General features: G+C 35.4%; 10 protein-coding genes and 1 other RNA gene. 7 read left to right on the forward strand and 4 right to left on the reverse strand.

From position 1 onward, the window contains the following. Positions 1-101: 101 nt before the first annotated feature. Positions 102-1139 (reverse strand): formimidoylglutamase, encoded by a 1038-nt coding sequence (locus EKL97_RS11805; RefSeq protein ID WP_126568943.1) that lies wholly within the window; start codon positions 1137-1139, stop codon positions 102-104. Between the two features lie 100 nt (positions 1140-1239). Between EKL97_RS11805 and EKL97_RS11810 the strand changes: the two genes are divergently transcribed. Then, positions 1240-2124, forward strand: a complete 885-nt coding sequence (locus tag EKL97_RS11810) for a hypothetical protein (protein WP_126453393.1) — start codon at positions 1240-1242, stop codon at positions 2122-2124. 48 nt (positions 2125-2172) lie between these two features. Here the strand turns inward: EKL97_RS11810 and hutI are convergent, their stop codons facing one another. Together hutI and EKL97_RS11820 are read right to left on the reverse strand one after the other, a co-directional pair. After that, positions 2173-3411 (reverse strand): imidazolonepropionase, encoded by a 1239-nt coding sequence (hutI, locus tag EKL97_RS11815; protein WP_126568944.1) that lies wholly within the window; start codon positions 3409-3411, stop codon positions 2173-2175. An 11-nt stretch (positions 3412-3422) separates the two neighbouring features. Next, entirely contained in the window at positions 3423-4499 is a 1077-nt protein-coding gene (locus EKL97_RS11820) for a glutaminyl-peptide cyclotransferase (RefSeq protein WP_126459962.1), read from the reverse strand. Between the two features lie 86 nt (positions 4500-4585). Here EKL97_RS11820 and ffs point away from each other — a divergent pair. The 3 genes from ffs to fsa all read left to right on the forward strand — a co-directional run bounded on the left by ffs (position 4586) and on the right by fsa (position 6393). Beyond that, positions 4586-4683: signal recognition particle sRNA small type (ffs, locus tag EKL97_RS11825), an RNA gene on the forward strand. A 111-nt stretch (positions 4684-4794) separates the two neighbouring features. Then, positions 4795-5598, forward strand: a complete 804-nt coding sequence (locus EKL97_RS11830) for an SDR family oxidoreductase (protein ID WP_126568945.1) — start codon at positions 4795-4797, stop codon at positions 5596-5598. Positions 5599-5736: 138 nt separating this feature from the next. Further along, on the forward strand, positions 5737-6393 hold the full coding sequence (fsa, locus tag EKL97_RS11835; protein ID WP_126568946.1) for a fructose-6-phosphate aldolase: 657 nt from the start codon (positions 5737-5739) through the stop codon (positions 6391-6393). Positions 6394-6513: 120 nt separating this feature from the next. Here the strand turns inward: fsa and EKL97_RS11840 are convergent, their stop codons facing one another. Then, positions 6514-8175 carry an MFS transporter gene (locus tag EKL97_RS11840; protein ID WP_126562186.1) on the reverse strand — a complete coding sequence of 554 codons (1662 nt, stop codon included), beginning with the start codon at positions 8173-8175 and terminating at the stop codon, positions 6514-6516. 346 nt (positions 8176-8521) lie between these two features. Between EKL97_RS11840 and nagB the strand changes: the two genes are divergently transcribed. The 3 genes from nagB to EKL97_RS11855 all read left to right on the forward strand — a co-directional run bounded on the left by nagB (position 8522) and on the right by EKL97_RS11855 (position 14317). Then, entirely contained in the window at positions 8522-10459 is a 1938-nt protein-coding gene (gene nagB, locus EKL97_RS11845; RefSeq protein ID WP_126568947.1) for a glucosamine-6-phosphate deaminase, read from the forward strand. 24 nt (positions 10460-10483) lie between these two features. Further along, positions 10484-12511 (forward strand): beta-N-acetylhexosaminidase, encoded by a 2028-nt coding sequence (locus tag EKL97_RS11850; RefSeq protein ID WP_126568948.1) that lies wholly within the window; start codon positions 10484-10486, stop codon positions 12509-12511. A 186-nt stretch (positions 12512-12697) separates the two neighbouring features. Further along, a complete protein-coding gene (locus EKL97_RS11855) occupies positions 12698-14317 on the forward strand; it encodes an ABC-F family ATP-binding cassette domain-containing protein (RefSeq protein WP_126568949.1) in 1620 nt (539 codons plus the stop codon). Positions 14318-14427 lie beyond the last annotated feature (110 nt).

The raw sequence follows: 14427 nt of genomic DNA on the forward strand, positions 1-14427 counted from the left end.
TTAAATATCATGTATTAAGTACATAGATAGTGCTGCAAAGGTAGTGTTATTTATCGATTAGGTTAATAGGTATTTGTTTAAGCAATTTATCATTTAACCAGTTAGACAATCTGCTGGTTCGATTTAATAAAATCAGTCACCAGATAGCCTATCAGTTTACCTATTAAATGATTGTTTTTTTCTTCGCCTAAATCCGGTGCGCCTTCACAAATGTGTAAATAGGCAGCATTTTTATTTTTGGCAAAATAGTATATAAATTGCCTAAGTTGCTCCACAGAGTATCCACTCATAGTCATGGCACTGCAGGCAATATTAGGAATAGCATCCAAGTCGATCTCTATTCCAAAAAAATCATCATTTATAAATTCCGAAGCGATCGCCATTTCCTGATCAAAGTTTTTTTCTCTTCTAATACTTACACTATCATAGGTGTTAAAACGAACTCGATCCTCTATTTTCTTAATGATATCCAACACACTTTTTGAAGTGTAGTTTTCATGTAGTCCAAAAATAAAATATTTTTTCAAAAAACCTTCTTCATAAGCATACGAAAAACCATTGCCACTGTGACGTCCTTCTATAATCCTAAAATCAGAATGCGCATCAAAATTGATTGCATTAATAGGTTTGCCTTTGGCGAGTGCAGTTCCTTTTATATTTCCGTATGAATTATTGTGTCCGCCACCAATGATTATTGGAGTTTTACCTGATTTTATAATGTTAAAAATGATATGAGAGACATCTTTGTCTATTTTTTCAACTAATTGGCTTAACTTAAAACGATCATCAATATCATTAAAATCAAGGTGTTCTACTTCCTGCATTTTCTCACTTACGTCTAATTGCCCTAAAACAATTAACTGACTTCCTTTACAAAAACGATTGTGCTGAATATTAGCGATACTTTTTATGGCACTGTCCCAAGCTGAAGCCGCCCCGGGTCGGCCAAAATTAGCTCTTATTCCAATGTCTTCGGGAATACCAAATAATACATATTTAGCCTCACAGGTTGTTAGAAAATCAATTGAATCAACATCTTTTGGGATGGTTATCATTTTTTCTCCAAACTTTATCTCGCCACTTCTGTGGTTCGTAATTTTTGCAAGATCATGAATTGTAAAGCGTATAATTTTTTCCATTAAAAAAAATATTTTTTCCCAAAAATAATATAAATGTATCAACTTGCGTTATTCATTAGTTATATATTGTTAAATTTGTAGAAATTAAATTAATTAAAAGATGGAAAATCAAAAAAGCAGTTCAAGTCTTAAGGCGGTTATAGCAGTGTTGGCTATTTTATTAGTGGGGAGTTTGGTTTACATTTTTAAAATGACTTCCGACGCAGATACCGTTAAAACAGAATTGAAAACTACATTGACCGAAAAAGAATCGGTTATGAAAGATTTGCAGGAATTAAAATCAACGTATGATGCCGCAATTGCTGAAAACACATCCATGTCTGATGAGTTAATTCAAGAAAGAGATAAAGTAGTAAACTTGATGAATGATTTGAGTAAGTCCAAAGGGGATGTAGCTTCATTATCTAAATACAGAACTCAATTCAATGCCTTGCAGGGAAATATGAAAGTTTTAATGGCTGAAAATGAAGGGTTGAAAAAAGAAAACACAACCTTAACTACACAACGAGACAGTACTGTAGTGGTCTTGGGAGAATCTAAAAAATACAACGAAGTATTAGTTGGACAAAACGAAGAATTATCTAAAGCGGTTGAAAAAGGATCTAAATTAACGGTTTTAAATACTAGAGGAACAGCTTTTAAATTAAGAAGTTCTGGAAAACAAATTGAAACAGACAAAGCAAGTAGAGCCGATGTTTTAAGAGTTAATTTTACGATTGCTGAAAATCAAATTGCTATGTCCGGTGACAAAATGTATTACGTACAAGTAATTGACAGCAAAAACAATGTTTTAGGAGACAAGAAAACGGAAAATTTTGGTGAGAATACGTTAACATACAGTTTTGCAACTAATGTGAAATATGAAAACAAAACAATTCTAGTTTCTGAGGATTTAAAAGGGAAAGATTTTGCTAAAGGAACGTATTTTATCAATATTTTTAATAAAGATGTTTTAGTTTCAAAAACAAGTTTTGTGTTGAGATAATCAAAAATTGAAATAATTAGGAAAGAGGAACGTGCTGTTCCTCTTTTTTTATGAAATAATTTCACCTTCAATCAGTACCGTTTCAATTAGAGTACTGCCAAAAGCGTATGGAAGCTGGTAATAGGATGTAATGGGTTTTGTAATAATTAGATTTGCTTTTTTGCCAATAGTAATGCTTCCATGAGTTTCAGAAATTCCCATGGCGTAAGCTCCATTTATTGTGGCAGCATTGATGGCTTCTTCGGGAGTCATTTTCATTTTGATGCATGCCGTTGCTACAACAAAATTCATATTTCCTGAAGGAGTAGAGCCCGGATTGTAATCCGTTGCAAGGGCAATAGGAAGTCCTGCCGCTATCATTGCTCGTGCGGGAGTGTAGGGAATGCTTAAAAAATATGAGCAAGAAGGCAATGCAACAGGCATTGTGTCGGTATTTTTCAACGCTTTGATATCTTCCGGTTTCATAACCTCTAAATGATCTACTGATAACGCGTTGTATTCAATTCCTGCTTGAATTCCGCCAATTGAGTTGAACTGATTGACGTGAATTTTTGGCTTTAAGCCAAATTTAATTCCGGCTTCCATAATTTTTCGGGTTTCTTCAACAGTAAAATAACCCGCTTCACAAAACACATCGATGAAATCTGCCAGTTTGTTTTTGGCAATTTCAGGAAGCATATCGTTGATAATTAAATCGATATAACCTTGATGGTTTGTTGCATATTTTAATGGAAAAGCGTGAGCACCCAGAAAAGTTGCTTTTATAGTAATGGGATAATTTTTTGATAGCCGCTGAACCACTCGAAGCATTTTCAATTCTCCATCCAGCGTCAAGCCATATCCTGATTTGATTTCTACAGCTCCGGTTCCCAGTTGCATGACTTCCTCCAGACGCACCTTGGATTGGTTATAAATTTCATCTTCGGGAGTTTCGTTGAGTTTTGTAGCTGAATTTAAAATTCCACCACCACAATTGGCGATTTCTTCATACGTCAAGCCATTAATCCGATCTACAAATTCCTGTTCTCTATTTCCCGCATACACAATGTGCGTGTGACTGTCACACCATGAAGGTAAAACTATTTTGCCAGTGGCATCAATTATTTTGTCAGCATGTAATTCCGGCAAATTATCCATTGATCCAAAATCAGCAATCAGGTTGTCACTAATGACCAAAAAGGCATTTTTGATGGTGGGAAGAATTGCCATTTCAGCACCGGAAACTTTAGCAATAGCAGTTTCCCTAATCTGGAGTAATTCTTTGATATTGATAAGTAGCGTTGTCATTTTATATAAAATTATTCAGAAACTTTGATTTCAAACATTTTATCCCAGTTTTTTCCGGTCACAAAAATGGTTTTGGTTTTTGGGTTGTAGGCAATTCCGTTTAGGACATCTGTATCAGGTAATTGGGTAATTTTTTTCTTCAAATCAGCAAGATTGATAATTGCTTCAACGGCTCCATTTTTAGGATTGATGACTGCAATGGCATCTTTCTGGTACACATTTCCATAAATTTTACCATCAATCCATTCGAGTTCATTGATTGCTTTTATTTTTGTTTCAAAGGAATATACGTTCAAGTAATCTACTTCTTTGAATGTGATTGGATCAATGATCCAAATTTTTTCGGTTCCGTCTGATTGGTATAAATAAGTTCCGTCATTTGTCAATCCCCAACCTTCAATTGATTTGAAATAGGGGAACGTTTTTTCTTTTTTGAAAGTATCAGCATTATACACATATCCTTCATTGTTTTGCCAAGTCAGTTGGTATACTTTGTTGTTGAGAATCGTAATTCCTTCCCCAAAATAATTGTCAGCCAGTTCTACTTTTTTATATACTTCTCCAGTTTTATAGTTTGTTTTTCTTAAACTCGAAATCCCTTTTATTCCAGAACTGTTTCCAGAACCGTTTCCAGTTCCTTCATACAGCGTGTCACGGTAAAACTCTAATCCTTGCGTGTAGGCTTGAATGTCGTGCGGATAGGTATTTACAATGGTATATTTTAATAGTTTTGGTTGAATGCCGGAAACTAATTCTACTCTTCCAGTAGCCTCAGCGGTTTGTCCTTCATAATAAACAAGGGCTTTCAGGTCTTGGTTTCCTAATTTTTGATCTTTTAATTCCAATGATAGTTTATCAAGACCTTTCTTAGAAGCAATTTTTTTATCATTGACGTAGTAAATAATGCTATCTACTTTTTTTGAATTGGGATTCAAAACCGCTAAAGAAAGGACTTCTTGTGGGGTATATAATGCTGAAAATTTAGAATTATCAAAGGTAAATAAAGTGTTTTCGCCTTTTTTTTCCTCGTTGCAACTTGCTAAAGTGATTGCTAATAAAATGATAGATAGGAAGTTATAATTTTTCATTGTTTGAATTTTTGATACCCCAATATAACGTTATTTTTTAATGATTAAAGCTCTTGTAAAAATATAAAAAGATTGTATCTTTGCACCGGCAAGTCCTACACGACCAGCTCCTGCAGACTCCCCCAGGATGGGAACATAGCAAGGGTACGTGGTTGAGCGGTGCGATGTAGGTCGCTTGCCATTTTTTTAATCTGAATTTATTTCAGATTCTTTTCTAAATTCACACAAATAAGTAGTCTTCCTTCGGGAGGATTTTTTTATTTTTGGACCTTTCGTACAATAAACATCAATAATCATGAATAAAGTAGTTTTAATAACAGGCGGTTCTTCAGGAATAGGGAAATCTATTGGCGAATTTTTACACCATAAAGGTTTTGTTGTGTACGGAACTAGCAGAAATCCGGAACGAATTTTAAATTCGGTTTTTCCTCTAATTGCTTTAGATGTTCGGGATTCGGATTCGATTCATGCAGCTGTAGCCAAAGTGATTGCGACCTCCGGAAGGCTTGATGTTGTCATTAACAACGCTGGTGTTGGGATTACGGGACCATTGGAAGAAATTCCGATGCATGAAATTAAGAATAATTTTGAGACTAATCTTTTTGGCCCAATTGAAGTAATGAAAGCAGTGTTACCACAAATGCGTACACAACAATCAGGATTAATCATCAACGTGACTTCTATTGCGGGATATATGGGTTTGCCGTATCGAAGTGTTTATTCTGCTTCAAAGGGTGCCCTTGAACTCATTACTGAAGCGTTGCGAATGGAAGTGAAATCCTTTGGTATTCATATTACGAATGTGGCACCGGGAGATTTTGCGACAAATATTGCTTCGGGACGTTTTCATGCTCCGGTGCTAAAGGGTTCCGCTTACGAAACTCCGTACGGAAACACCTTGAAAACGATGGATGAACATGTAGACAGCGGCAGTAATCCAAATGAAATGGCCGAAGCGGTCTATCAGATTATCCAAACTCCAGAACCTAAAATTCATTATAAAGTGGGCGTTTTTATGCAAAAAATTTCAATTGTTTTGAAAAGAATTTTACCAGATAAAGTATATGAAAAAATGCTGATGAGCCATTATAAGTTGTAATTTTGCACCGAATTTATTAGCGTGAGGGCTTTCCGCTTCAATCTTTTATTTTTTCTTTAAAAATAAAAGATTGAAGCGGAAAGCCCGACCCTTGGGTCACGCCCAAAGAATTAGAAACACACAATTAAATTAGATAATATGAAATTTTTTATTGACACGGCTAATTTAGCTCAGATTGAGGAAGCACAGGCGTTGGGCGTTTTGGATGGTGTTACAACTAATCCAACATTAATGGCAAAAGAAGGAATCACAGGAAAAAACAACATTTTGAAACATTATGTTGACATTTGTAATCTTGTTGATGGTGATGTTAGTGCCGAAGTAAATGCTTTGGATTACGACGGAATGGTAAAAGAAGGTGAAGAGTTGGCGGATTTACACGAGCAAATCGTGGTGAAAGTTCCTATGACTAAAGAAGGGGTTATGGCTGCTAAATACTTTTCGGATAAAGGTATAAAAACAAATGTAACTTTAGTATTCTCGGCTGGTCAGGCTTTATTGGCTGCTAAAGCGGGAGCTACTTATGTTTCTCCGTTTATTGGTCGTTTAGATGATATTTCTACAGACGGTTTGGCTTTGATCGAAGAAATAAGATTAATTTATGATAACTACGGTTACGAAACTCAAATTCTGGCTGCTTCAGTGCGTCACACGATGCACATTGTAAACTGTGCGAAAATTGGTGCTGATGTGATCACCGGACCACTTTCTGCCATTTACGGCTTATTAAAACACCCATTGACTGATATCGGATTGGCGCAATTTGTGGCTGATTTTGAGAAAGGAAATAAATAAAAAATGCTCGGTGAGCCATTTTGAGTCTCAGCGAATTGAATAAAAAAATCCCATTTCAAATTTGAAATGGGATTTTTTTTATTGGTTTGGTTTCAATATGGTTTGGTATTATATTTTTGATTAGTGTCCGCCACCAACTTCTACTTCTTTTCCGATTCCTTGTTTTTCCAAAATTCCAATTACTTTCCATCCGTAGAATGCGATGAATGCGAAACATAAAACAGGAATGAAGTAAGAAGCATGAATTCCTATAATATCTGCTAGTTTTCCTTGTAATGGCGGGATAATACCACCACCCAAAATCATCATCACCAAGAAGGCTGAACCTTGGGAGGTATATTTTCCTAAACCTGCAATTGCTAATGAGAAAATAGAAGGCCACATGATACTTAAGAATAATCCACCGCTCATGAAAGCAAAAATAGCGATTGTACCCGTAGTGAATAAACCAATAAGCATGGCTGTCATTCCCATTAAACCAAAAATCATTAAGGTTCTAGACGGTTGATCTTTTCCTAAAAAGAAACCAGCGATTTGGAACAAAATTACAAATGCATAAGCATATAAAGGTGTTACATCTTGTCCGGAAATAGCGTTAGCGGCTAATACGACTCCAAAAGCTATGTAAGGAACTACGATAAGTAAAATTTTCTTTAGTTGAGATGACGGGTTGAAAACTGTAATGGCTCCTGCCCAACGCCCAATCATTAAGCTTCCCCAATACATAGACATATAGGGCGCTAAAGCAGGTCCAGCTATTGAACCAAAATCAGCAGTCACCAATAATTCACCAAGGTTACTTCCTATAGTTACTTCGACACCTACGTAAGCGAAAAGGGCTAACATTCCCAAAACTAATTGTGGGTATTTCATGGCTCCCCATCCTTCAGGATTTTTTTGAGCCGTTGTATTGGCGAAAAATAATCCAATAACAACTACCAAAAGTGTAGAAACCGTTAAGGCTAATCCTAAGTAATCTTTTTCTTTGTTCTCGATAAAACGAGTAATAAATTCAGCATCTTCATAACGAGAAAAGATATAGGCAAAAATAGCAACCAAAATTACAGTGATCGCAATTAGCGTTTTCATTGCTTTATTCGCCGTTTCAAAAGTAGAATCACTTTTTCCGGCCGGTAACTTTTTAGAAAAATGGAATAAGGCTGCTGCCAATAAAAAGAGTGCACCAACAAATACATAAAGGATTCTCATAGAATCTAATGAATCTGGTTTTTGAGCAAATTCTTCGATATTAACTCCTGCAATAACACCAAACAAGGCGATAGAAACCACTATCGGTCCTATTGTGGTGCCCAATGAGTTGATTCCACCAGCAAGATTTAGTCTGCTTGATGCTGAATGTGGTTCGCCCAGTGAAGCAGCAAACGGCTGTGCCGATGTTTGTTGCAGTGAGAAACCAAGAGCTACAATGAATAATGCACCAAGAATAAACAAATAACTTCCTTGTGTTACCGCTAAAATCATAAGCAGAGCACCAAACGTACTTATCAATAATCCGTAAATAATTCCTTTTTTGAATCCCCAACCGTTTAAAATATCTTTTTTGGCGATACTGCTAAAAATAAAAAGCAATAAAGCTCCGATATAATAAGCCCCATAAAAAGCAAAATCGATAAGTTGACTTTGAAATTGGTCTAAGCCAAATTTAGCTTTGCAAAATGGAATAAAAATTCCGTTTGATGCTCCAATAAAACCCCAAAAGAAAAATACGGTTATGAGTGTGTAAAGCGCGGAATTGTTAGACTTTGTTTGTTCTGAATTCATAAGTATACATTGGTTAATGATTAAAACTAAATACTTTTATAGCTGTAAGACCGTAAATATATTTGTTAAGTAAATTAAAAAAAAATAATTTAGACTAAATATTGTTATAATTATTGAATCACCACGTTTTATTAAAAAATGATGCTTTTTTTTTAACCTTTTTGCTAATTCTAAAACGACGGTAACTTTGAAATTGGGATTAAATGTACTTTATCTATAGAAATAGTTTAAGATTTTCATAATCTCCATTTTTTTGGATACTCGAAGCAATCTGATTTATGGTATTTTTTATTTTCCTTACTCTTTTAAAAAAACTATCTTTATAATTCAGTATGAAAAACACGATATGAAAAGTGATTTAAGAAGAAAAAAAGATATCAGTTATAAAAGTGCCGGTAAATTCGAAGAAACTAGATTTGAAAAAATTCATAATGAAATTTTCAAAAACTCAACAGAAGCCTCTGTAATTGTAGCGCAGGAAATTGCTGAATTGATTAAATCAAAAGAAAAGCAAAATAAATCTTGTGTTCTTGGTTTGGCTACTGGCTCTTCACCTATTAAAGTGTATGAAGAACTAGTTAGAATGTATAGAGAAGAAGGACTTAGTTTTAGCAATGTAGTCACTTTTAATCTGGATGAATATTATCCGATGACTAAAGAGAACAATCAGAGCTATCATTATTTTATGCATCAGCATCTTTTTAATCATATTGATATTAAGCCTGAAAACATACATATCCCAGATGGAACGATAGCTATTGAAGAACTGAATCAATACTGTATTGATTATGAAATGAATATTAAAAATGCTGGCGGACTTGATTTTCAATTATTAGGAATTGGTCGTACGGGTCACGTTGGGTTCAATGAACCAGGATCCCATATCAACTCGGGCACTCGCATAATTACTTTGGATCACATTACAAGAGTCGATGCCTCATCTGATTTTAATGGGATTGACAATGTTCCTAAAAGAGCAATTACCATGGGAGTTTCTACGATTCTCAGATCTAAAAGAATTGTATTAATGGCCTGGGGCCAAAACAAAGCAGATATAATAAAAAGAACAATTCAAGGCGATATTAGCTCTGAAGTTCCTGCGACATTTTTGCAAAATCATGCTAATGCTACGTTCGTTTTAGATCAATTGGCAGCTTCAGAATTAACCCGTTTCAAAACACCGTGGTTAGTGGGCGAATGTATTTGGACTCAAGAGTTAAAAAGCAAAGCAATTGTTTGGCTGTGTCAAAGTACCAATCAATCTATTTTGAAATTGACCGACAGAGATTACAATAATAATGGAATGTCTGATCTTTTAGCATTAGAAGGTTCAGCTTACGACTTGAATATAAACATGTTCAATGTGTTGCAGCACACCATAACCGGATGGCCAGGAGGTAAACCTAATACTGATGATTCCCATAGACCGGAAAGGGCTAATCCTGATAAGAAAAGAGTGATTCTTTTTAGTCCGCATCCAGATGATGACGTGATTTCCATGGGAGGAACTTTTTCTAAATTAATAAAACAAGGACATGATGTTCATGTAGTGTATCAAACTTCAGGAAACATCGCTGTTACAGATGACGAAGCCTTAAAATTTGCTGAGGTTTGTACTGATTTCATTGGAGATGCTAAAACTAAAATTGATTTTCAATCCGTTATTGATTTCCTGAGGAACAAGTCAGAAAATCAAATAGATTCTCTTGAAGTTCGGAAACTTAAAGCACTTATCAGACGCAGAGAATCGTATGCAGCCGTTCGGTACATTGGGTTAAATGAATCGAATATCCATTTTCTGGATATGCCTTTTTATGAGACGGGACTAATAAAGAAAAACCCAATCCACGCGGATGACATTGCTATTGTAAAAGCGATTATCGAAAAAATAAAACCGCATCAGGTTTTTGCCGCTGGTGATCTTGCGGATCCGCACGGAACGCATGAAGTTTGTCTTAATGCTATTTTTACTGCTATGGCAGCGTTGAAACCACAATCGTTTATGAATGATTGCTGGCTGTGGTTATATCGTGGTGCTTGGCATGAATGGGAAATTCATGAAATAGACATGGCAGTACCATTAAGTCCAGAAGAAGTAATGCTAAAAAGACACGCAATTTTATACCATCAATCGCAAAAAGACCGCGTGATGTTTCAAGGTAATGATTCCAGAGAATTTTGGGTGCGTGCCGAAGACCGCAATAAACATACAGCAAAATTATATGATGATTTAGGACTGGCAGAATATGAAGCCATCGAAGCTTTTAAACGTTTTGACTATTAAAAACATATTGAATACCTATAAACTATGAAATACTTTTTGATCCTATTATTAGTAAGTTTTGTTTCGAATGCACAAATTACCACCGAGCAATTAAACCTAATGCCTTGGCCACAAAATATAAAGTTGACCGCTGGCACTTTTGCTTTAAGCAAAAATTTTAAAGTGAATATTACCGGGAATCCTAATCCTAGAATTTTTATAGGCGCAACCAATTTCCTGCGACGATTAGATGGCAGAACGGGATTGTTTCTCGAACAAAGTTTTTTGACAGAAGTCAACGAAAGTCCGGAAGCAGAATTGCAGATAAATTGTGTTCGCAACGGAAAAATAGAAATTAATGAGGACGAAAGTTACGAATTGGAAATTGCTTCTAATCAAATAACCATTAATGCCACAAGTGATTTAGGGGCTTTGCATGGTTTGGAGACGTTATTACAATTGCTTCAGAATAATAGTACGTCATATTACTTTCCGGTTGTTGAAATCTCGGATTCGCCACGTTTTACCTGGAGAGGCTTGATGATTGATGCGGCCCGACACTTCCAACCGGTAGATGTTATCAAAAGAAATCTGGACGCTATGGCTTCGATGAAAATGAATGTTTTCCATTGGCATTTAGCCGATGATCAAGGTTGGAGAATTGAATTAAAAAATCATCCAAAATTGACAGAATTAGCCTCAGATGGAAATTTTTATACTCAGGAAGAAATTAAAAATATTGTAAAATATGCTGATGAAAGAGGGATTCTGGTTATTCCTGAAATAGATGTTCCTGGACATGCATCGGCATTGCTGACTGCCTATCCTGAAATAGGAAGTAAAGTAGGTGAGGGGGAAATCACGTATGAAGTACAAAGAAATTCAGGGATTTTCAATGCGACTTTAGACCCTATAAATCCAAAAACCTACGAAGTTTTAAGTTCGATTTTTGATGAAGTGTGCCCGTTATTTCCAAGTAGTTATTTTCATATTGGAGGTGACGAAAACAATGGGAAGGAGTGGAATGCAAATCCTGCTATTCAGCAATTTAAAAAGGATAATAATCTGGCCAGTAATCATGATTTGCAAACTTATTTTAATATGAAGTTGATTCCAATCTTGAAAAAATACAACAAAAAATTAATGGGTTGGGAAGAAATAATGACTGAAAACATGTCTAAAGACGCCATAATTCATGCTTGGCGAGGAACTAACGAAGGGCAAGAAGCCGGTGGAGCATTGATCAAAGCTGCAAAAAGCGGTTACAATACAGTGTTGTCAAATGGATATTATATTGATTTGATGCTTGGTATTGAAAGTCATTATTTGAATGATCCCATACCCAAAAAGATAATTCTTAGTCCAGAGGAAAAAGCAAGGGTTTTAGGAGGAGAAGCAGCGATGTGGAGTGAACTCTTAACGCCATTAAATATAGATTCCAGAATTTGGCCACGAACCGCTGCGATAGCCGAGCGATTATGGTCTGATGAATCTGTTACCGATATGAACAGCTTACGCAAAAGGTTGAAAACAATTTCTTTTCGATTAGAAGAACTCGGAATTACTCACATTAGAAACAAAGAAGTGATTTTAAGAAACATCAGCAACAATCAAGATACGCGTGCATTGAATGATTTTTCAAACCTTTGTGAACCACTGAAAAATTACAAACGTAATGGTGGCGGAAAGAAATACCGCATGCATTCTCCGTTGACCTTATTTGCGGATGCTTGTAATGCGGATGCTTCGGAAGCACTAGATTTTAATGTTGCAGTCAATACATATTTAGCAAATAAAAGCAAGGAGAATAAAGGGATAGTGACTGACTTTTTTAAGAAGTGGATCGTCCTAAATTCCGATTTAATTGCTTTAAGTGCCAATGCGCCGCTGGTGCAACCTCTTTTGCCCTTGTCTAAAAGTTTGAGTGATGTATCCCAGCAGCTATTGCTTTTAATAGATAAAAAACAAAAAGTAAGTCAAACTGTATTGGAAGATTTATTAGAGAAATGCAATACCAGAAGTCCCGCCGATGTAGAATTAGCAGTTTACGGCAGTTTAAAAAAATTGTTGTAAACAAGAAAAGTAACATTGGCTTTATGAAGTAAGAATTTTGAAATCCTGATAATTTGTGTCAGGATTTTTTTCTGTTAATTGTTGTTCTAATCCGTAAATTAAAACCGTTAAAAATGGATTTTTTTGGAATTCAGTAAATCGTTATTTTTTTCGTATTTTTGCAAAAATTTTATAAAATAAATATTCATGTTAACAGTAAATAATTTATCAGTTCAGTTTGGCAAACGAATTTTGTTTGACGAAGTAAATACTATCTTCACTCACGGTAATATCTACGGAGTTATCGGAGCCAATGGCGCTGGAAAATCTACTTTTCTTAAAATAATCGCCGGGGAAATGGACCCAACTTCGGGACATATTCATTTGGAACCAGGAAAACGTATGTCGGTTTTAAACCAAAACCACAATATGTTTGACGAAAGCACCGTATTGGAGACCGTTATGATGGGGAATAAAACCTTGTATGCGATCAAAAAAGAAATGGATGCTTTATATTTAGATTACAATGATTCAAATGCGGACAGGATAGGCGAGTTACAAGTGCAATTTGAAGAGATGAACGGTTGGAATGCTGATTCCGACGCGGCATCGATGTTATCAAATCTAGGCATTACAGAGGAACATCATTATACTTTAATGGGAGATCTTGAGGGAAAAATTAAAGTTCGTGTCCTTTTGGCACAAGCGCTTTTTGGAAATCCGGATTTACTTATTATGGATGAGCCTACCAATGATCTGGATTTTGAAACCATTGCCTGGTTAGAGAATTTCTTGGCCAATTATGAAAATACCGTAATTGTAGTTTCTCACGACAGACACTTTTTGGATTCCGTTTGTACACATATTTCGGATATAGATTTCAGTAAAATAAATCATTATTCCGGAAACTATACATTCTGGTATGAATCAAGTCAATTAGCAGCAAAACAACGCGCGCAACAAAACAAAAAAGCAGAAGAAAAGAAACAGGAATTAGAAGAATTTATTCGTCGTTTTAGTGCGAATGTAGCCAAATCAAAACAAGCTACTTCTCGTAAAAAAATGATTAGCAAGCTGAATATTTCCGAAATAAAACCATCAAGTCGTCGTTATCCGGCAATTATTTTTGACCAAGAGCGTGAGGCAGGAGATCAAATTTTGAATGTGCAAAATTTAAGCGCTTCTGTTGATGGAGATATTTTATTTAAAGGCGTAGATTTGAATATGGCCAAAGGCGATAAAATCGTTCTTTTCTCCAAAGATTCACGTGCCACTACCGCTTTCTACGAAATTCTAAATGGAAATCAAAAAGCGGATTCCGGAACTTATGATTGGGGAGTTACAACAAACCAAGCGTATTTACCAGGAGATAATCATTCGTTTTTCGAAAACGATTATTCTCTTGTAGATTGGTTGCGTCAATGGGTAAAAACTGAAGAGGAGCGTGATGAAGTAAATATTCGTAGTTTTCTTGGAAAAATGATTTTTTCAGGAGAAGAAGCCTTAAAAACCTGCAGAGTATTATCCGGAGGAGAAAAAGTGCGTTGCATGTTGTCTCGAATGATGATGGAACGAGCGAATGTTTTAATGCTGGATGAACCTACCAATCACTTGGATTTAGAGTCCATTACAGCTTTTAATAATTCATTAAAAAACTACAAAGGTTCTGTGATTTTCACCACTCATGATCATGAATTCTCGCAAACGGTTGCTAATAGAGTAATTGAATTAACGCCTAATGGAGCGATTGACCGTTACATGACTTTTGATGATTACCTAGATGATGAAAAAGTTCAGGAATTGAGAGCTAAAATGTATATTGTATAAAAAGTAATTTATATTTAAGATTAAAAATATCCCGCAATTGCGGGATATTTTTATTAAAAGAAGTTTTTAATTGTCAATCTTAATTAAACGATCATTATTTCTTACCGAAA

The sequence above is a fragment of the Flavobacterium sp. LS1P28 genome, assembly GCF_003970335.1.
Taxonomy (GTDB): domain Bacteria; phylum Bacteroidota; class Bacteroidia; order Flavobacteriales; family Flavobacteriaceae; genus Flavobacterium.

Coding starts and splice junctions, on each gene's coding strand:
- EKL97_RS11805 (WP_126568943.1), bottom strand. CDS start 1,139: ATGGAAAAAATTATACGCTTTACAATTCATGATCTTGCAAAAATTACG.
- EKL97_RS11810 (WP_126453393.1), top strand. CDS start 1,240: ATGGAAAATCAAAAAAGCAGTTCAAGTCTTAAGGCGGTTATAGCAGTG.
- hutI (WP_126568944.1), bottom strand. CDS start 3,411: ATGACAACGCTACTTATCAATATCAAAGAATTACTCCAGATTAGGGAA.
- EKL97_RS11820 (WP_126459962.1), bottom strand. CDS start 4,499: ATGAAAAATTATAACTTCCTATCTATCATTTTATTAGCAATCACTTTA.
- EKL97_RS11830 (WP_126568945.1), top strand. CDS start 4,795: ATGAATAAAGTAGTTTTAATAACAGGCGGTTCTTCAGGAATAGGGAAA.
- fsa (WP_126568946.1), top strand. CDS start 5,737: ATGAAATTTTTTATTGACACGGCTAATTTAGCTCAGATTGAGGAAGCA.
- EKL97_RS11840 (WP_126562186.1), bottom strand. CDS start 8,175: ATGAATTCAGAACAAACAAAGTCTAACAATTCCGCGCTTTACACACTC.
- nagB (WP_126568947.1), top strand. CDS start 8,522: ATGAAAAGTGATTTAAGAAGAAAAAAAGATATCAGTTATAAAAGTGCC.
- EKL97_RS11850 (WP_126568948.1), top strand. CDS start 10,484: ATGAAATACTTTTTGATCCTATTATTAGTAAGTTTTGTTTCGAATGCA.
- EKL97_RS11855 (WP_126568949.1), top strand. CDS start 12,698: ATGTTAACAGTAAATAATTTATCAGTTCAGTTTGGCAAACGAATTTTG.